Origin of the sequence: Kordia sp., assembly GCF_045105435.1 — a bacterium.
Lineage (GTDB): Bacteria > Bacteroidota > Bacteroidia > Flavobacteriales > Flavobacteriaceae > Kordia.
Window position 1 is genome coordinate 30,758 of the sequence record NZ_JBGCDL010000059.1, and the last position, 16,941, is coordinate 47,698.

A 16,941-nucleotide genomic window follows, 5' to 3' on the forward strand; every position below is an offset into this window, starting at 1 on the left:
AAAATGTAAACTTTTTATGGAAGCTACTGTTTCAAATACAGGCACAGAAGATAAAGTTTGGGGAGGCGGAAACAAACCGTTAAACGCAAGCTATGGAAAAATGATGATGTGGTTCTTCATTTTGTCTGATGCATTAACATTCTCAGGATTTTTAGCTGCGTATGGATTCTCAAGATTCAAGTTCATTGACTCATGGCCAATTGCAGATGAAGTGTATAATCACTTTCCTGGATCACACGGAGATCATCCAATGTACTTCGTCGCATTAATGACATTTATATTAATTGCTTCTTCGGTAACGATGGTATTAGCTGTAGATGCTGGTCACCATGACAACAAGAAGAAAGTAACCTTTTATATGTTCCTAACCATTATTGGTGGAGCAATCTTCTTAGGTTCACAAGCATGGGAGTGGACAAACTTCATCCAAGGTACGCATGGCGCATTAGAAACTAAAGGTGGTCAAATACTTCAGTTTGTAGATTCGCGTTTACCAGAAGGTGAAGAAAAAATGCTTCGCGTTTCTGTTGATAAATTTGCACATGCTTCACATAAAGTAAGAGTGCAGCACGAAAGTAGAAAAGGATTGTGGTTTCAATCAGAACCTGCATTGCCAGAATACTCAGTGCAAGATGTAGTAACTGGTTTCAATGCAAAATCATACTTATCCGTTCGTACTCAAGAAATAATGCCAAACATTGAGCGATTAAAAGCTTCTGAAGATCCAGCGGATCTAGCAAAAGCAGCTCGTTTTGAAAGCATGTATGTAAATGCAGATAAAACAGGTCAGAAAGGTGTGTTAACACGTGCCGAATCAGAAAAAGCTTTGCAAGATGCCGTTGTGTATGTAAAAGGAGCAAACCTAATTCATAATGAATACGGAAACAGATTATTTGGAGATTTCTTCTTTTTTATTACTGGATTCCACGGATTCCACGTATTCTCAGGAGTAGTAATCAATGTTATTATTTTCTTTAACATCATATTAGGAACGTACGAAAGAAGAAAGAATAACTATGAAATGGTAGAAAAAGTTGGACTCTATTGGCACTTTGTCGATTTAGTTTGGGTATTTGTATTTACATTCTTCTACTTAGTTTAATAAAATATATATCAAAGAAATTATAATATATCATGGCACACGATCACGGACATACTGAGCATAAATTAGCCATATTTAGAGGTAGACTTAAATTCAAGTCAAACGTTCAAAAAATATGGGGCGTATTAATTTTCTTATCTTTAGTAACTATTGTTGAAGTAGGATTGGGTATTGCAAAACCATCTTTCCTAGTAGAAAATTATTTTGTTGGAATGAAATTGTTAAACTGGGTGTTTATCATTTTAACAATCGTAAAAGCATATTACATTGCTTGGGACTTTATGCACTTACGTGATGAAAAAAGTTCATTAAGAAGAGCCGTTGTTTGGACAGGAATCTTCCTAATATGTTACTTAATGTTCATCTTATTGCAAGAAGGATCATACATTGAAGGTGTAAAAACAAATGGATACATTAAGTGGAATTTCTAAAATGACACAAAATATATAAACGAAAGGTAGTAAATTTTTACTGCCTTTTTTTGTACATGAATTTTTAGAGTAAATCTAGATTCTAATAAAAAAGATCGTCTTCCAAATGATCACTAAAAATCTACGAGTTAATTCTTGCTGAAAAGCAAAAAAAAACAAAGATTATAGCGGTAATTAGCGAATCGATTTTTATTTTTGCAGTACGAAAGTTTTAGTAGAAAAAAACACTGAAAATCAATCGTTTTATAACTGCTAAAGAACTGATTACAAATGTTAATGCGCGCACATGAAAAAGAAGATCATACTAGGAGTTTTATTCTTATTGCCTGTATCAATCGTATTAATTCTTCTTTTTACGAAACACAACTACACGCCTTTACCAGTCATAAAAAAACAAGTGGCAGAATTGGTAAATTACAAATCCTATGAAGGGAAAGATACCATTCGGTTTGATGAAAAAATAACCATTCTTGGGTTTTTAGGAGACAATGTAAAAGCGGGAGGCTTCAATATATTAACACTCAATCAAAAAATATACAAACGGTTCAGTGGTTTCAAACACTTTCAATTAGTAATGCTTGTGTCGCCAGGGCAAGAAAAAGAAATAAAAAGCCTAAAAGAACAAATTAGTCGTTATGCTGATGAACTCAAATACTGGAATTTCGTCATTACAGACAAACAAGAAACAGAACGTATTTTTTTAGGGTTAGAATCACCATTGCAATTGGATGAAAAACTAAGTTCCGAATATGTATACATCATCGATAAAGACAAAAACTTACGTGGACGCTTTGACGATCGATCGAAAGTAGAATTGCGCGAAGGCGGAGTTGCTCCTTACATGTTATACGGATATGATACAACGAAGGTTTCTGAACTCTCTGGTAAAATGACAGATGATATTCGAATTCTCTTTAAAGAATACAGAGGGAAATCTAAAAACGATAACTCCGACGAAAGAAGAAAAGTAGACTTGAAAAAATAAAACAATGGAAAAAAAGAACTATTCATACATCGGAATTGCTTTTATTATCTTGGTTTTTGGAATCATTTTCATTCCTAAAATTGTAGACAAGGTAAGTAAAGGTGAAACTACCGAAAAAGATCGCTTGCACGTTGTTGGGAAAGAACGAAACACAAAACTAAGCTATTTGGTAACAGATGGTAAAAAACGAAGTGTTCCCGAATTTCTATTCACAAATCAAGACAATTTACAAATTTCAAACCTTGACTTTTCAGGGAAAGTAACAGTCATGGAATTTTTCTTTACAAGCTGTCCAACAATTTGTCCTGTAATGAATAACAACATGCGTTTATTGGATGACGAATTCCATGAAAGAGATGACTTTGCCATAGCTTCATTTACCATTGATCCAGAAGTTGACACGCCAAAAAAACTAAAAGAATATGCAGAGCTTTATGGTGTAAAATCACTCAACTGGCATTTTTTAACTGGCGAGTTAGACAAAATACATGCACTTTCAAACAAAGGATTCAACATCTTTACAGGCATCAATCCAGAAGTTGCAGGCGGATTTGAACATCAAGGATACTTTGCTCTCATAGACAAAAACGGATTCATTCGTTCACGTTACAACGAACAAGGAAGCCTAATGGTTTATTACCAAGGAACAGAACCAGCAGAAGTAGAAATGCTAAAACAAGACATTAAAAACTTACTAGAAGAAGAATAGCAACGTATGGAAGCGACAAACGACATCGAAAAAAAATATAAAAAGCTAATCATTGCACTTTCAATAGCAATTCCTTTGGTTGTAGCTATTTTATTCCGTGTAAAACTTGAAGGTGTAAAGCCACTAACATTCTTACCGCCAATATACGCGACCATCAACGGAATTACAGCGATTGTTTTAATAGCTGCGGTTATCGCTATCAAAAACAAAAAAGTAAAATTGCACGAAACGCTGATGAAAATATGCATCGGACTTTCGGTAGCATTCTTAGGAATGTATGTAGCGTATCACATGACTTCCGAGTCCACAAAATTTGGAGGCGAAGGATTCATTAAAGGAATCTATTACTTCATACTAATCACGCATATTGTATTAAGTGTCGCTATCATTCCAATGGTATTAATTACCTATGTAAAAGCACTTGCAAAACGTTTTGACAAGCACAAAAAAATAGCAAAAATTACCTTTCCAATTTGGTTATACGTTGCCATAACAGGCGTTGTTGTCTACTTGATGATTTCTCCATATTACAAAACGGCAGAAGAGTTACTAAACGCAATGTAATAATGAAAAAAAAATACGGCATACTACTTATCTTATTCTTTCTATGTGTACTTCCGTCAGAGGCGCAATGCGCTATGTGTAGAGCTGTTTTAGAATCGGAAGAAAACGTATCGCAAGCAAAAGGTGTCAATAACGGAATTGTGTATCTAATGGCAATTCCATACATACTCGTTGCGCTCACTGGATTCTACTTATACAAAACGTATAGTAAAAAGAATACAGCAAAAAAAGCATAAATTTTTGTAACGAAATTCCATTTAGATAGTCTTAAGTATATAGTCTTAGTCACAAATCAAGATTAACACAATATTAATAACACTTGTAACCACAAATATGTAATATTGTGTAACACTAATACCTAACCAATAGTATGATTCAAATTAAGGAATTGCATAAATCCTATCGTATGGGAAGTAATGAACTTCATGTGCTAAAAGGAATCAATCTTGACATAAAAGAAGGAGAATTTGTATCTATCATGGGTTCTTCAGGTTCAGGGAAATCTACACTGTTAAACATTATTGGAATGCTTGATGAAGCCGACAAAGGCTCGTACATATTAGATGCTGTTCCAATAAAAGACCTAAGTGAAAAAAAAGCGGCTATCTATCGTAATAAATTCTTAGGATTCATATTTCAATCATTCAACTTGATTAACTATAAAAACGCTGCCGAAAATGTAGCGTTGCCATTGTACTATCAAGGAATTCCACGAAAAATCAGAAAAGAAAAATCACTATACTATCTTGAAAAAGTTGGGCTTGCCGATTGGGCACACCATTTGCCAAGTGAACTTTCGGGTGGACAAAAACAACGTGTAGCAATTGCACGCGCATTGGCTTCCGAACCAAAAGTATTACTGGCAGATGAACCAACTGGAGCATTAGACACGAAAACGTCTTATGAAGTAATGGACTTTTTACAAGGAATTAATGATGAAGGAAAAACCATTCTTGTTGTAACTCACGAGCCTGATATTGCCGATATGACAAAACGTATTGTAATGCTGAAAGATGGTGTCATTGAAGAAGATAAATTCATACAACAAATAAGAGCTTCGGAACATGTTTGATTTAGACCGTTGGCGAGAAATATTCCAAACCATCAATAAAAACAAGCTAAGAACGCTCTTGGCTGGTTTCACCGTGACGCTTGGTATCTTAATTTTCACCATTCTCTTCGGAATGGGAAACGGTCTCAAAAACACATTTTATGAAGCGTTTCAAGACGATGCACAAAATACCATTTTCATAGAGCCTGGGTTTGCACAAAAACCTTTCAAAGGATTCAAAAAAGACAGACGTATTGAGTTTGAAAATGACGACTTAGAATTTATAAAAGAAAAATTCTCAGGACGTATTCAACACATCACAGCTCGCATTCGAAAAGGAGTTGTAGCAAAATACAAAAGTGAATATGGAAATTATACCGTACGTGCGGTACATCCATCACACCAATATTTAGAGCAAACCGATATTGAAAAAGGACGGTATGTCAATCAAAACGATATCAACACAGATGCCAGAATCGCGGTTATTGGCCGTTTGGTTGAAAAAGACTTATTCGGAACAGAAGATGCGATAGGGAAATACTTCAGCATGAATAAAATTGTGTATCGTATTGTTGGCGTATTTAGTGACAAAGGAAGTGGTGACCGAGAAGAACGCAACATATATACGCCAGTTAGTACAACGCAACTTATTCATAAAAACACAGAAAAAATTGATCAAATCAATTTAATGTATGACATAAATATAGGCGCTTCTGGCGCACGCAGACTTTCCAAAGAACTAGAAATAGCATTAAAAAAGAGACACAATATTGCGCCAAGCGACCGAAATGGTATTTATGTTGAAAATAAAGTTGAAGAATTAAATGATACATTGCAAGTAGCCAATGTGTTGCAAATCATAGTACTTGTGATTGGGATTGGGACGTTGCTTGCTGGTGTTATCGGAATTAGTAATATTATGGTATATATTGTAAAAGAGCGTACCAAAGAACTAGGAATCAGAAAAGCATTAGGAGCTAAACCAAGCGCAGTGATTGGAATGATTTTACAAGAAACTATTGTCATTACTTTGGTATTTGGCTATATAGGACTGCTCATTGGAAATTATGTGCTCAACTCCATGGGAGATAAACTCAAAGATTGGTTCATTACCAATCCGAGTGTAAACCAAGGAACAATTATAGCGGCAACAATTATTTTGGTTTTGTCTGGACTAATAGCCGGATATATTCCCGCAAGAAGAGCTGCTAGAGTGAAACCAATTGTAGCATTAAGAGACGAATAAAAAAGAACCAAGACCCAACAAATGAAATTTATATTTACTAGAGATACTTGGCAAGAAATTTTCGGAACAATTCGTAAAAACAAACTACGAACTGCAATTACTATTATTGGTGTTTTTTGGGGGATCTTACTTTTTATAGTATTGCAAGGAGCTGCAAAAGGAATGGAAAATGGATTTGACGATCGATTCAAAAACTTGGCAACAAATAGTATGTTCTTGTGGTCAGAACAAACAGGAATTCCATACGGAGGTTACAAAAGAAATCGTAGAGTGCGTTTAGAACTTAATGATACATACCGAATAGCAAGTCAGGTAGAAGGTGTGCAATTTGTAGCTCCACGAAATGCCAAAGGAGTTTTTGGTGATGCCGCTCCGTTGGTTATAAACAAACTAAAATCTGGAAACTATAAGGTGTTTGGTGACTATCCTATTATTGATAAAGTATCAAAGAAAAAACTGAGAAAAGGACGTTTCTTAAATCAAAAAGACATTCTAGATAAACGTAAAATATGTGTCATTGGAGAGCGTATTGAAAAAGAACTCTTTGAAAAAGATGAAAACCCAATTGGACAATATATTAGAATTAGTAATATTTATTTTCAAGTAGTAGGCGTATACAAAAGGAACAATACAGACATTTTTGAAAGAGACAATTCGATATTTATACCATTTACTACTTTTCAAAAAATATTTAATACAGGAAATAGAATCGGCTGGATGCTAATTTCAGGTTATCCTGATGAAGATATTGTAGCGATTGAAGAAAAAGCAAAAACATTATTAAAAAGAAAATACACAGTACACCCAAATGATGAACGTGCTTTTAGAGCATTCAATTTTGGAGAAATGTTTGGGAAAATAACAGGATTTGTCAAAGGATTAAAATTTACGGCACTTATTGTAGGAATCGCAACGATTCTGGCAGGAGTTATTGCCATTGGAAATATTCTATTAATAACGGTAAAAGAACGTACCAAAGAAATAGGAATCAGACGTGCATTAGGTGCAAAACCAGGAGAAATTCGTGGGCAAATCATCTTAGAATCCGTATTCTTAACACTAGTAGCTGGGCTTTTAGGAATGACCATTGGCGGATTATTATTATCATTTATAAATGGTTTTGCCAAAAATTGGGATTTTCCGTTTCTAAACCCAACGGTAAGTTTGACGTATATCGGATTTGCCATTGCTATAATGGTCATATTAGGAACATTAATTGGGTTAATACCAGCGCAACGTGCGGTGAGTATTAGACCCATAGAAGCATTACGAGAAGAATAAGAATAGCAATCATATATTAAATTAAGAATCAAAAAAATGAAGAAAGTTTTAAAAATCCTATTATTAATTATACTTCTAGCGGGAGCATTTTTTGCAGGATCATACTTTGTGAGTTCAAACGAAACTAATGTAGAAACCTTTGAAACGACTACAGCATTCAAAGCTACAATTATTGAAAAAACGGTCGCAGCCGGAACAGTAATTCCTGAAGATGAAGTGGAAATAAAACCCCAAATCTCTGGAATTATTGAAAAAATATTTGTGGAAGAAGGTGACAAAATTGAAACAGGCGATCTCATTGCACGTATCAAAGTTGTACCAAACGAACAATCGCTAAACAGTGCGCGAAACAGAATCAAAAACTCTAAAATCGTATCCGACAATGCAAAAGTTGCGTACGACAGAAACAAAACACTGTTTGACAAAGGTATCATTTCGAGTCAAGAATTTGAACGTGCCGAGCTTTCATACAATCAAGCAAAACAAGAAGTTCGCAACGCACAAAGCGATTTGCAAATTATCAGAAAAGGTTCTGTAGGTGGTTCGGCGGCAAACACAAACATTAGAGCAACCGTATCAGGAACTATTTTAATCATTCCTGTAAAAGAAGGTGACCAAGTAATTGAAAGTAACACATTCAACGCAGGAACCAGTATTGCTACAATTGCCGATTTAGGAAAAATGATCTTTGAAGGAAAAGTGGATGAAGCAGAAGTTGGAAAGTTAAAACCAAATTCAGAACTTACCGTAAATTTAGGAGCAATTGAAGACAAAGACTTTGCTGCAAAACTGATATTTGTTGCGCCAAAAGGTGTAGAAGAAAGTGGAGCAGTACAGTTCAAAATAAAAGCAGATGTTGCCTTAGATAACGATTATTTTATCAGAGCTGGATATAGTGCTAATGCAACTATCGAATTAGGAAAAAAAGAGGATATCTTAGTAGTTGACGAAGGATTGCTTAGATTTGATTCTAAAAATGAAGACAAGCCGTATGTAGAAATTGAAAAAGGCGATCAAGAATTTGAGAAAAAATTTATTGAAGTCGGAATCTCAGACGGAAAAAACATTGAAATCCTTTCTGGCTTAAAAGAAGACGATAAAATCAAAATTTGGAATAAATACGCTGTCAAAAAAGAAGAAAAAGGAAAAAAAGAAGGAGATAAAGATGAAGCGGAAGACGAAACAAATGACTAATACCGAAACATTATAACCATCAACATGAAAAAAGTTTATATACTCATACTACTTATTGCAGGGACAATAAGTACTATGCAAGCACAAAAAAAATGGACACTCAAAGAATGTGTCGACTATGCATTAGAAAATAATATTGCCATCAAACAATCACAACTTGATAGGCAAAACTCTGAATTAGATAAAAGTGATGCCGTTGGAAACTTTTTACCAACTGCCAATATCTCTGCATCACATCAATGGACTATTGGTTTAAACCCGAACCAGTTGACAGGTCTTTTCGAAATTGCCACAGCGCAAACTTCTAGCGGAAATCTTAATATTGGAGTTGATATTTTTAATGGTTTACAAAATATAAACAGGTTGCATAGAGCTAATTTAGCATTGTTGGCGAATCAATATCAGTTAGACGATATTAAGGACAATACATCATTGCAAGTAGTACAAGCATTTTTGCAAATTCTATTCAACAAAGAATCGTTAAAAGTATTACAAGCGCAATACCAAGTAACTATGGGCGAATTAAAGCGTACCAAGGAATTGGTAAAAGAAGGCGTTTTGGCTCAAGGAGAAATATTGGAAATCGAAGCCAATGGAGCAACCCAAGAACAACAAATTGTAAATGCAGAAAATGCATTGCGTATCTCTAAAATATCATTGGCACAGCTTTTATTGTTGACTGATTATGATAATTTCGATATTGTAGAAGGTAATTATATGATTCCTTCTACAACAATCATGAACAATACACCTAAGCAAATTTTTGAAAAATCATTAGAAGTTCGTAATGATGTTAAAATATCACAATCTAATATCGATTTAGCAGAATTCGATTTAAAAATTGCAAAAGGCGCATTATTGCCAAGTCTTTCTGCTTTTTATGGGTTTAATACAACATACTTTAATAGTGAATTAGCGTTGGTGAAAATACCATTTTTTGATCAAGTTTCAGATAACAAAAGACACTCGTTTGGCTTACAATTAAGTATTCCAATCTTAAATGGTTTCAGAAATAGAAATAATGTGCGACGTTCTTTGGTAAATATTGAAAGAGCAAAATACAATCTAGCACAAACAAAAAATAATTTAGAAGCAACCGTAAATCAAGCGTACAATGACGCTAAAGGTGCTTTAAAAGCCTATGAAGCAGCAGAGAAAACATTAACTTCTCGAAAAGAAGCTCATAGATATTCTACAAATCGTTTTGACGAAGGCGTTATGAATTCATTTGATTTTAGTCAATCTAAGCAGCGTTTAGAAAGTGCTGAATCAGATGTAGTTCGTACGAAATACGATTACATTTTCCGACTAAAAATATTAGAATTCTATTTTGGATTGCCGTTGACGGATTTAAACTAGAAAAATACACAAAAAGTATAATGAAGCGTCAGTTCGAGTGATTTTGAGGCACGAAAAATCGTATCGAGAACACGTTTAGTGCAGAAAATTCTATTCTCGATACAAATTTTACTTATTTTCAATCGTAAAATTCACTCGAACTGACGAATTTTATCAAAATGCACAACAGGTTATCGAAAACATGTTTAGCATAAAAAATTGCCATGCTCGATACAGGTTTCACTAATTTTCAATCGTAAAATTTACTCGAATTGATGATTTTTATCAAAATGAACAACGGGTTTAATTTCTTAATAACATACACACTGAAAAAATGAAAAAAGTCGTACTCACAATCATTATTGGATTATTTGCATTTACTGCGAATGCTCAAAAAGTAAAATTAAAACGAGGAGAAGTGCTGTTAGATGGAAATGCTATTTTTAAATTTGAAAGAGAAGTTTTTGGAGTATATAAAATTCACTTGTATAGTTTAGAGTCTGATGATGAGATCATTGAAATTAACAAAAATGATAACGAAACATCAACGTATTATGATGATGACTTTGTTCAAATTAGATTTCTCTCAGAAGGAAAGCTTGTTGAACTAAAAATGGACAGATCATTCAAAAAAATTATTCAGTGGATTATTAAAAAGAAAGTTATTATGAAATCGGGAAAAATAAACAAAGAAAAGCTCGATTTGTTTATAAAAAACTACCACGAAAACATTACGTCAAGAACATTTAGAAACTAAATAGGAGTTCCTGCTTTTTTGTATCAATCAAGATTGAAAGTTAAATTAATTTCCTCAAAATGATCCGAATTACATGTATCATACTTTTTGCGCTCATCACTACAACGCTTCAAGCGCAATGCAAACCCATTTCTAAAGATATTTGGAATATTGTGCAAAATGAAGATTACAAAAAGTTTGATAATTACTTAATGTCAATTGAAGAACTAAGAAAAATTTCACACTGGCCAAAATCTAAAGAATCCGATCAAGTAATAATTGAACTCAGAAATGAGCTAAGAACTAAGTTAATAGCAAGCGTAAAAAAATTGCGACAGGAAATGTTAGCTAAAGGTTTTGATTTGAATACAACGAACTTTAATCGTTGCAAACTCGTAAATGAAGTGCTTACTATCGTTGTTTCCCAAAACAAAAAAGAGTTTCAATTTCAAATTGCAGTATTTCAAATAAACAAAAGAAGTTATATTGTACTTCCAATAAATATAGAAAGAAAAGGACTGCCAACGTTTACACCAACCGAAGCGGAATTAGAAAATGCTACAATCTTTATAAATGGAGAAGAATTTAAAACCATTGAAGCAACAGAAGTACAGAAAAAACAGGGAATGAAAATACTGCTAAAAGAATGTTTAAATGGTGAAAAAGTAGCCGATAAAGATGTTTTTTTTACAGATGGAATGAAAGCTAAAAATGGCGATATTATATTGCTATTTATCATAGTTATAGATTCAAAACCGAAACAATACACCATCAATCTTACAAAAGAAAGTTGTAAAGCAACATAAAATTGATTCAGAAAATTTTAGATGAATCTTAATTTACATCAAACACTCGTTATTTTTCACTCAAGTTTTGACCAAGCGATAATACCTTGTATTTTTGTCAAAAATTAGCAATCTAATGGCGATACGATTATACATAGAAACGTCAACAACCAACTGTTCGGTATGTTTGGCAAATGACGATGCAATTTTGTATTTCAAGGAAGAAAACGACAAAAACTACTCGCATTCCGAAAAGTTGCACGTATTCATCAAAGAAGCGTATGAAACTGCACAGATTCAAGCATCTGATGCAGATGCGGTTGTGGTTGGGAAAGGTCCAGGTTCGTATACAGGATTGCGAATTGGCGTATCTACAGCAAAAGGATTGTGTTTTGCTTCTGATGTAAAATTAATGGCGATTGAAACGCTAGAAATTTTGGCACGATCTATCGCTGTGGCGGATGGTTTCATAGTTCCGTTATTGGATGCGCGACGCATGGAAGTATATTCGGCAGTATTTGATGATACGTATACACAAATTAGAGAAACGAAAGCTGAAATCATTACAGAAGCTTCTTTTGCAGACGAGTTAGCCAAAGGAAAAGTACATTTCATAGGAAATGGCGCAGAAAAGTGCAAAGGCATTATTACGCATGAAAATGCTGTTTTTTATGATGAAATATACTTTCCGTCTACGCAAAAAATGATTCCAATTGCAATGGATAAACATCAAAAAAACGACTTTGAAGATGTCGCTTATTTTGAACCGTATTATCTAAAAGATTTCGTGGCGACGAAGCCTAAGAAAAAATAATATACTTCCATATAAAAGAATATCCTATTGGAAAGTCATTTAGATTTTTCAATAGGATATTTTTTTAATTTTGTCTAACAGTCTAACAGTCTAACAGTCTAACAGTCTAACAGTCTAACAGTCTAACAGTCTAACTTAATCTTTCTGTATTTCAACACTATGTGGATACGGAATTTCGATTCCAGCAGCATCTAAGGCAACTTTAGCATCTTCTAAAATATCGAAATATACGTCCCAATAATGTTCTGTTTTTGTCCAAGGACGTACTGCAAAATTCACAGAACTTTCCCCCAATTCAGAAACATTAACTGTTGGTGCAGGATCTTTTAATACTTTATCATGCGCTTCCATAACTTTCATGAACACTTCTCTTGTTTGTTTGATGTCTGCATCATAAGATACACCAATAACATGATCAACTCGTAAAACACCTTCAGCAGAATAGTTGATGATATTTCCATTTGATAGCGAACCATTTGGAATAATTGCTAACTTATTAGTTGGCGTATTTAATTGTGTAGTGAAAATTTCAATTTCTTTAACCACACCAATAACACCTTGCGCTTCAATTAAATCACCAATTTTAAACGGCTTGAAGATCATAATTAATACTCCACCAGCAAAGTTTGCTAACGAACCTTGTAGCGCCAAACCAATTGCCAAACCAGCGGCACCAATAATAGCAGCAAAGGAAGTAGTTTCTATTCCTAATTTGGAAGCAACTACAACAAACAATAAAATTTTAAGTACCCAACCGAGTAGATTTCCTAAAAACTTTTGTAAAGTCGCATCAACGCCACGTTTACTCATTACCTTTCTCGATACGCGTACAATCATTTTTATAACAAATAAACCAATGATTAAAATGGCGAGCGCGGCAACTATTTTAAGTCCGTAGTCTACAATAATTGTTTCAAAATCAAAACCGCCAAACCAACCTGTTTCGGTAGCCGTGTTGTCTGTAGGGATTTGTGTTGTATTTTCTTCTTGCATAATTTTAGTTTTTTTAATAAAACAAAATTTTGAAATCGAATGATTTCAAAATAAATTTAAAGCGAAATTTTTAAGCTTTCCGCAACGACACAAAAATCTGTCAACTGACATAACTTTGTTGTTTTAAAAATAGAGTAGTTACTATTTTGAATTAGCTTTTAAGAAACATTCGTGCCAAAATAACGGCTAATGCTAAAAATGCGGGTGTTCCTTGTACAATTAAAATGCGGTTGCTTTTAGTAGAATACGCTCCGTATAAAGCGGCAACACACACGCAAATAATGAAAAACAGACTTACAGAAATATCTTTAGTGTACAATGACCAAAATAACCCTGCGGCCAAAAAACCGTTGTACAGTCCTTGGTTTGCGGCAAGCGTTTTGGTTTCTTCTGCAAATGTTTTTGATTTTAGTCCGAAAATTTTGATGACTTTTGGAGTTGTCCACAAAAACATTTCTAAAACTAATATATATACATGTTCAATCGCGACAAGCGCAATAAGAATAATTTCTAAGGTTTTCATATGGTGTATGGTTGCTTTTTAAGATATTGAAAAGATAGGGAAAATCTATGAGTATGAAAAAAAAGCGTCATCAATTACTGATAACGCTTTTGTATATATGATAGGTGTTTTGTTAATTTACTTGAAACGTAAGTTTTAAGTTTACGCGGAACTCAACTACAGCACCATTTTCAACGATCGCACTCTGATCTTGAACATACACAGATTTAATGTTTTTAACTGACTTAGAAGCCTGTTTTACTGCTTTTGCTGTTGCATCTTCCCAACTTTTCTTTGAATTCGAAAGAACTTCGATAACTTTCATTACTGCCATGATATTATGTTTTAAAGGTTAAATAATAATTTAAAACCATCAAATTACGGCAATTCTTTCAATTATAAAAACAAGATTTATCCGTTAATTGCTACAACTTCGTTAATCTGGCCTTTTAATAGGTTCTTTAACGTGTTTTCAATTCCACTTTTTAAAGTCATTGTCGAAGAAGGACAGCCGCTACAAGCTCCTTGTAATACGACCTTTACGACTTTAGATACTGGGTCATAAGAATCAAACATAATATTACCACCATCACTAGCTACAGCTGGTTTAATATATTCTTCTAAAATATTTATAATTTCTTTTGAAATATCATCTAAAGATTCAAAATTTTCATCTGAAATTTGAATTTTTTCTTTCTGTTCAGCAGGAATGTCTTCTGAAATCACTTCTTTTCCTTCTTGAATATAATTGCGGATAAATTCACGAATTTCCATCGTAATATCATTCCATTCAACCATATCGTACTTGGTAATTGAAATATAATTTTTGTCTAAAAAGATTTCTTTTACAAAAGGAAAGTGAAATAATGCTTGTGCTAATGGCGCATATTTTGTTTCATCAATAGTTTTAAACTCAAAAATACGATCGACCACTTTTTTATTTGATACAAACTTCATTACTGTCGGGTTGGGCGTACTTTCCGCATAAATTGTAACAGGAACTACTTTTTTTGGTGTGGCAGACTCACTAATAACTTCTTTTCCGCTATTGATATATTCCTGAATTTGTTCGGCAACTTCTTCTTGTACAGCTGGCCATTCTACAATATTATAGCGTTCAATTGCAATAAAATTACCAGAAATAAAAATTGTTTTCACAAAAGGCAAGTAAAATAATTGCTGCGCTAATGGCGAATCTTTGGCGTCATCAATATTTTTAAATTCATAACTATTATGACGCGTTAAAAATGTACTAGCTTCAAACTTTATAATTGTAGGATTACTTGTTTTTTCTATACTTATCGTGATACCACTCATGGTGTTAATTTTTTTTACAAAAGTAACCATTATCGTTGTATTCTGTAAATTGAGTCGGGTAAAATATTCAATTGTTGTGGTAAGATTAAAGAAAATTTATTTTTTGTGTTAAAATAATTAATAAATAATTACGTTTTTAATAAATTGACGCCTGAAACGAAATCGCAAGGAAATCTTAGTTTTGTTAAAACTAAATTCTAAAGGGAAACATCAATAATAAATTCTGATAAGCATCACATACTTATCAAATAATTTATATATTTGACCAAATGTGTGGCATTTTACGCTATGGAAACACCTGTTTTTAAGGAATATTGCATATAACTAACTGAAACACAATAATTAAAGGCCTCGTTATCAAATAATAAGTTGCATTGAATTTCGATATGACTCCGTTTCATGTCGATTATTCTTTATACAAAAAGATAAACACTAATGAAATTTAAAAAATACTTAGCTATTGTTGCCATCGCATTCGGAGTACAATGCTCTTTCTCGCAAGATGGACTTCCTGTTTATGTAGACTATCTTTCTGATAATTTATACCTAATTCATCCTTCGATGGCTGGAGCTTCCAACGCATCTAAACTTCGATTAACAGCTAGACAGCAATGGTTTGATGTTGATAACGCACCATCTTTACAAACATTAAGCTTTAATACACGTATTGGTGACAAAGTTGGATTTGGAGCTATTGCATACAACGATGAAAATGGTAACTTCTCACAACAAGGAGCTTATTTAACATTCGCTTATCACTTATTGCTTTCAAGAAATAGAGTAGACTTAAATCAACTTTCTTTCGGAATTAGCACAGGATTTACACAAGGAAGTTTGGATGAAACAGGTTTTGACATCATTAATAATCCAGATCCTGCTATTTTAGGAACACGATTAAATACAACTTATTTCAACGTAGATTTTGGAGCTTCATACTACTTCTTCGATTTCTATGCGCATTTGACAGTTAAAAATGCATTGCCAACACAAAGAGATTTATTCTCTCAAGAATTTGAATCACAAAATCAACGTCGTTATTTAGCTTCCGCAGGATATACCTTTGGACAATACGGTAGCGATTGGAAATATGAGCCATCTATGATGTTTCAGTACACAGAAGAAACGCAAGAATCTTCTATTGATGCCAACATTAAAGTATACAGAAGCTTAGAATTTGGTTCTGTTTGGGGCGGATTATCATACAGAAGAAGTTTAGATGGAGCAGAATTTGTAAATGGAACACAAGTTGACAATCAAAAATTACAATACATTACACCATTTATTGGCGTAAACTACAACAAGTTTATGTTTGCTTACACGTATTCGTATCAAGCAAATTCGTTAGTACTTTCTAACGGAGGTTATCACCAACTTACGTTAGGATATGACTTCGGTAGAGGCGACAGAGATCCGTACGATTGTAACTGTCCTGCAATTAACTAAAACACATACAAAACAATATATAAGAAAGGCTTGCAAATCATTGCAAGCCTTTTTCATTTCACGCAAGTGCCAAAAACGATAGTAATTATCAAGTTTATTGGCAAACAACAAATATATTTTGAATTCAAATTAACCAACAGCCAACAGCCAACAGCCAACAGCCAACAGCCAACAGCGAAGAGCAGTCTAAATTACCACGTATAATTCTTACGAGCCGCCTGCGTCTTAATAGCCTTAATCATAGCGCTTTCCAAATCGTCTTTTCCTTCTTTTTTGCTCTTTTGCGAAATAAAGTCCTTACGTTTTGAGTCTAACTCACGAATTTTACGTTGAATATCTTTGCGTTCTGTTTGTCGTTTCTTTACATACGCTAAAATTTGCTCTTTTGATTTCCCTTTCAATTCTTTTGGCAACTCACTATCGCTCAGTTCGTCTAGTTTTACTGAATTG

At 33.6% G+C, this 16,941-nt stretch carries 19 protein-coding genes and 1 pseudogene; 15 read left to right on the forward strand and 5 right to left on the reverse strand.

The window, feature by feature from the left end; all coding sequences use genetic code 11:
* Positions 1-16 precede the first annotated feature (16 nt).
* The 14 genes from AB8B65_RS02840 to tsaB all read left to right on the forward strand — a co-directional run bounded on the left by AB8B65_RS02840 (position 17) and on the right by tsaB (position 12,236).
* Entirely contained in the window at positions 17-1,102 is a 1,086-nt protein-coding gene (locus tag AB8B65_RS02840) for a cytochrome c oxidase subunit 3 (protein ID WP_405299345.1), read from the forward strand.
* A gap of 32 nt (positions 1,103-1,134) precedes the next feature.
* Positions 1,135-1,533: a cytochrome C oxidase subunit IV family protein gene (locus AB8B65_RS02845; protein WP_405299347.1), complete on the forward strand. Its 399-nt coding sequence runs from the start codon at positions 1,135-1,137 to the stop codon at positions 1,531-1,533.
* Positions 1,534-1,819: 286 nt separating this feature from the next.
* Positions 1,820-2,518 (forward strand): hypothetical protein, encoded by a 699-nt coding sequence (locus AB8B65_RS02850; protein ID WP_405299349.1) that lies wholly within the window; start codon positions 1,820-1,822, stop codon positions 2,516-2,518.
* A gap of 4 nt (positions 2,519-2,522) precedes the next feature.
* Positions 2,523-3,227 carry an SCO family protein gene (locus AB8B65_RS02855; protein ID WP_405299351.1) on the forward strand — a complete coding sequence of 235 codons (705 nt, stop codon included), beginning with the start codon at positions 2,523-2,525 and terminating at the stop codon, positions 3,225-3,227.
* Between the two features lie 6 nt (positions 3,228-3,233).
* The gene (locus tag AB8B65_RS02860) at positions 3,234-3,791 is read left to right on the forward strand and encodes a DUF420 domain-containing protein (protein WP_405299353.1); all 558 of its coding nucleotides are present in this window, start codon (positions 3,234-3,236) and stop codon (positions 3,789-3,791) included.
* A gap of 2 nt (positions 3,792-3,793) precedes the next feature.
* Positions 3,794-4,027 carry a hypothetical protein gene (locus AB8B65_RS02865; RefSeq protein WP_405299355.1) on the forward strand — a complete coding sequence of 78 codons (234 nt, stop codon included), beginning with the start codon at positions 3,794-3,796 and terminating at the stop codon, positions 4,025-4,027.
* 134 nt (positions 4,028-4,161) lie between these two features.
* A complete protein-coding gene (locus AB8B65_RS02870; protein WP_405299356.1) occupies positions 4,162-4,863 on the forward strand; it encodes an ABC transporter ATP-binding protein in 702 nt (233 codons plus the stop codon).
* The gene (locus AB8B65_RS02875) at positions 4,856-6,088 is read left to right on the forward strand and encodes an ABC transporter permease (RefSeq protein ID WP_405299358.1); all 1,233 of its coding nucleotides are present in this window, start codon (positions 4,856-4,858) and stop codon (positions 6,086-6,088) included. The genes AB8B65_RS02870 and AB8B65_RS02875 overlap by 8 nt, the downstream gene beginning before the upstream one ends.
* Before the next feature lie 21 nt (positions 6,089-6,109).
* Positions 6,110-7,369: an ABC transporter permease gene (locus AB8B65_RS02880; protein ID WP_405299360.1), complete on the forward strand. Its 1,260-nt coding sequence runs from the start codon at positions 6,110-6,112 to the stop codon at positions 7,367-7,369.
* Positions 7,370-7,405: 36 nt separating this feature from the next.
* On the forward strand, positions 7,406-8,563 hold the full coding sequence (locus tag AB8B65_RS02885) for an efflux RND transporter periplasmic adaptor subunit (protein WP_405299361.1): 1,158 nt from the start codon (positions 7,406-7,408) through the stop codon (positions 8,561-8,563).
* Between the two features lie 24 nt (positions 8,564-8,587).
* Positions 8,588-9,922: a TolC family protein gene (locus tag AB8B65_RS02890; protein ID WP_405299362.1), complete on the forward strand. Its 1,335-nt coding sequence runs from the start codon at positions 8,588-8,590 to the stop codon at positions 9,920-9,922.
* 313 nt (positions 9,923-10,235) lie between these two features.
* Positions 10,236-10,658, forward strand: coding sequence for a hypothetical protein (locus tag AB8B65_RS02895; protein WP_405299363.1), 423 nt, complete (start codon positions 10,236-10,238; stop codon positions 10,656-10,658).
* Positions 10,659-10,717: 59 nt separating this feature from the next.
* Positions 10,718-11,443, forward strand: a complete 726-nt coding sequence (locus tag AB8B65_RS02900) for a hypothetical protein (protein WP_405299364.1) — start codon at positions 10,718-10,720, stop codon at positions 11,441-11,443.
* Positions 11,444-11,558: 115 nt separating this feature from the next.
* Complete coding sequence (gene tsaB, locus AB8B65_RS02905) at positions 11,559-12,236, forward strand: tRNA (adenosine(37)-N6)-threonylcarbamoyltransferase complex dimerization subunit type 1 TsaB (RefSeq protein WP_405299365.1); 678 nt, start codon at positions 11,559-11,561, stop codon at positions 12,234-12,236.
* A gap of 135 nt (positions 12,237-12,371) precedes the next feature.
* Here the strand turns inward: tsaB and AB8B65_RS02910 are convergent, their stop codons facing one another.
* The 4 genes from AB8B65_RS02910 to AB8B65_RS02925 all read right to left on the reverse strand — a co-directional run bounded on the left by AB8B65_RS02910 (position 12,372) and on the right by AB8B65_RS02925 (position 15,048).
* On the reverse strand, positions 12,372-13,229 hold the full coding sequence (locus tag AB8B65_RS02910; RefSeq protein ID WP_405299366.1) for a mechanosensitive ion channel family protein: 858 nt from the start codon (positions 13,227-13,229) through the stop codon (positions 12,372-12,374).
* Positions 13,230-13,380: 151 nt separating this feature from the next.
* Positions 13,381-13,752 carry a DUF1304 domain-containing protein gene (locus AB8B65_RS02915; RefSeq protein ID WP_405299367.1) on the reverse strand — a complete coding sequence of 124 codons (372 nt, stop codon included), beginning with the start codon at positions 13,750-13,752 and terminating at the stop codon, positions 13,381-13,383.
* A 112-nt stretch (positions 13,753-13,864) separates the two neighbouring features.
* On the reverse strand, positions 13,865-14,065 hold the full coding sequence (locus AB8B65_RS02920) for a dodecin family protein (RefSeq protein ID WP_405299368.1): 201 nt from the start codon (positions 14,063-14,065) through the stop codon (positions 13,865-13,867).
* A gap of 77 nt (positions 14,066-14,142) precedes the next feature.
* On the reverse strand, positions 14,143-15,048 hold the full coding sequence (locus AB8B65_RS02925; protein WP_405299369.1) for a NifU family protein: 906 nt from the start codon (positions 15,046-15,048) through the stop codon (positions 14,143-14,145).
* Positions 15,049-15,483: 435 nt separating this feature from the next.
* Between AB8B65_RS02925 and AB8B65_RS02930 the strand changes: the two genes are divergently transcribed.
* The gene (locus AB8B65_RS02930) at positions 15,484-16,491 is read left to right on the forward strand and encodes a type IX secretion system membrane protein PorP/SprF (protein ID WP_405299370.1); all 1,008 of its coding nucleotides are present in this window, start codon (positions 15,484-15,486) and stop codon (positions 16,489-16,491) included.
* Positions 16,492-16,682: 191 nt separating this feature from the next.
* On the opposite strand, the pseudogene AB8B65_RS02935 reads toward AB8B65_RS02930, so the two are convergent.
* A pseudogene (locus tag AB8B65_RS02935) lies at positions 16,683-16,941 on the reverse strand (hypothetical protein); the annotation flags it as partial.

Coding starts and splice junctions, on each gene's coding strand:
- AB8B65_RS02840 (WP_405299345.1), top strand. CDS start 17: ATGGAAGCTACTGTTTCAAATACAGGCACAGAAGATAAAGTTTGGGGA.
- AB8B65_RS02845 (WP_405299347.1), top strand. CDS start 1,135: ATGGCACACGATCACGGACATACTGAGCATAAATTAGCCATATTTAGA.
- AB8B65_RS02850 (WP_405299349.1), top strand. CDS start 1,820: ATGAAAAAGAAGATCATACTAGGAGTTTTATTCTTATTGCCTGTATCA.
- AB8B65_RS02855 (WP_405299351.1), top strand. CDS start 2,523: ATGGAAAAAAAGAACTATTCATACATCGGAATTGCTTTTATTATCTTG.
- AB8B65_RS02860 (WP_405299353.1), top strand. CDS start 3,234: ATGGAAGCGACAAACGACATCGAAAAAAAATATAAAAAGCTAATCATT.
- AB8B65_RS02865 (WP_405299355.1), top strand. CDS start 3,794: ATGAAAAAAAAATACGGCATACTACTTATCTTATTCTTTCTATGTGTA.
- AB8B65_RS02870 (WP_405299356.1), top strand. CDS start 4,162: ATGATTCAAATTAAGGAATTGCATAAATCCTATCGTATGGGAAGTAAT.
- AB8B65_RS02875 (WP_405299358.1), top strand. CDS start 4,856: ATGTTTGATTTAGACCGTTGGCGAGAAATATTCCAAACCATCAATAAA.
- AB8B65_RS02880 (WP_405299360.1), top strand. CDS start 6,110: ATGAAATTTATATTTACTAGAGATACTTGGCAAGAAATTTTCGGAACA.
- AB8B65_RS02885 (WP_405299361.1), top strand. CDS start 7,406: ATGAAGAAAGTTTTAAAAATCCTATTATTAATTATACTTCTAGCGGGA.
- AB8B65_RS02890 (WP_405299362.1), top strand. CDS start 8,588: ATGAAAAAAGTTTATATACTCATACTACTTATTGCAGGGACAATAAGT.
- AB8B65_RS02895 (WP_405299363.1), top strand. CDS start 10,236: ATGAAAAAAGTCGTACTCACAATCATTATTGGATTATTTGCATTTACT.
- AB8B65_RS02900 (WP_405299364.1), top strand. CDS start 10,718: ATGATCCGAATTACATGTATCATACTTTTTGCGCTCATCACTACAACG.
- tsaB (WP_405299365.1), top strand. CDS start 11,559: ATGGCGATACGATTATACATAGAAACGTCAACAACCAACTGTTCGGTA.
- AB8B65_RS02910 (WP_405299366.1), bottom strand. CDS start 13,229: ATGCAAGAAGAAAATACAACACAAATCCCTACAGACAACACGGCTACC.
- AB8B65_RS02915 (WP_405299367.1), bottom strand. CDS start 13,752: ATGAAAACCTTAGAAATTATTCTTATTGCGCTTGTCGCGATTGAACAT.
- AB8B65_RS02920 (WP_405299368.1), bottom strand. CDS start 14,065: ATGGCAGTAATGAAAGTTATCGAAGTTCTTTCGAATTCAAAGAAAAGT.
- AB8B65_RS02925 (WP_405299369.1), bottom strand. CDS start 15,048: ATGAGTGGTATCACGATAAGTATAGAAAAAACAAGTAATCCTACAATT.
- AB8B65_RS02930 (WP_405299370.1), top strand. CDS start 15,484: ATGAAATTTAAAAAATACTTAGCTATTGTTGCCATCGCATTCGGAGTA.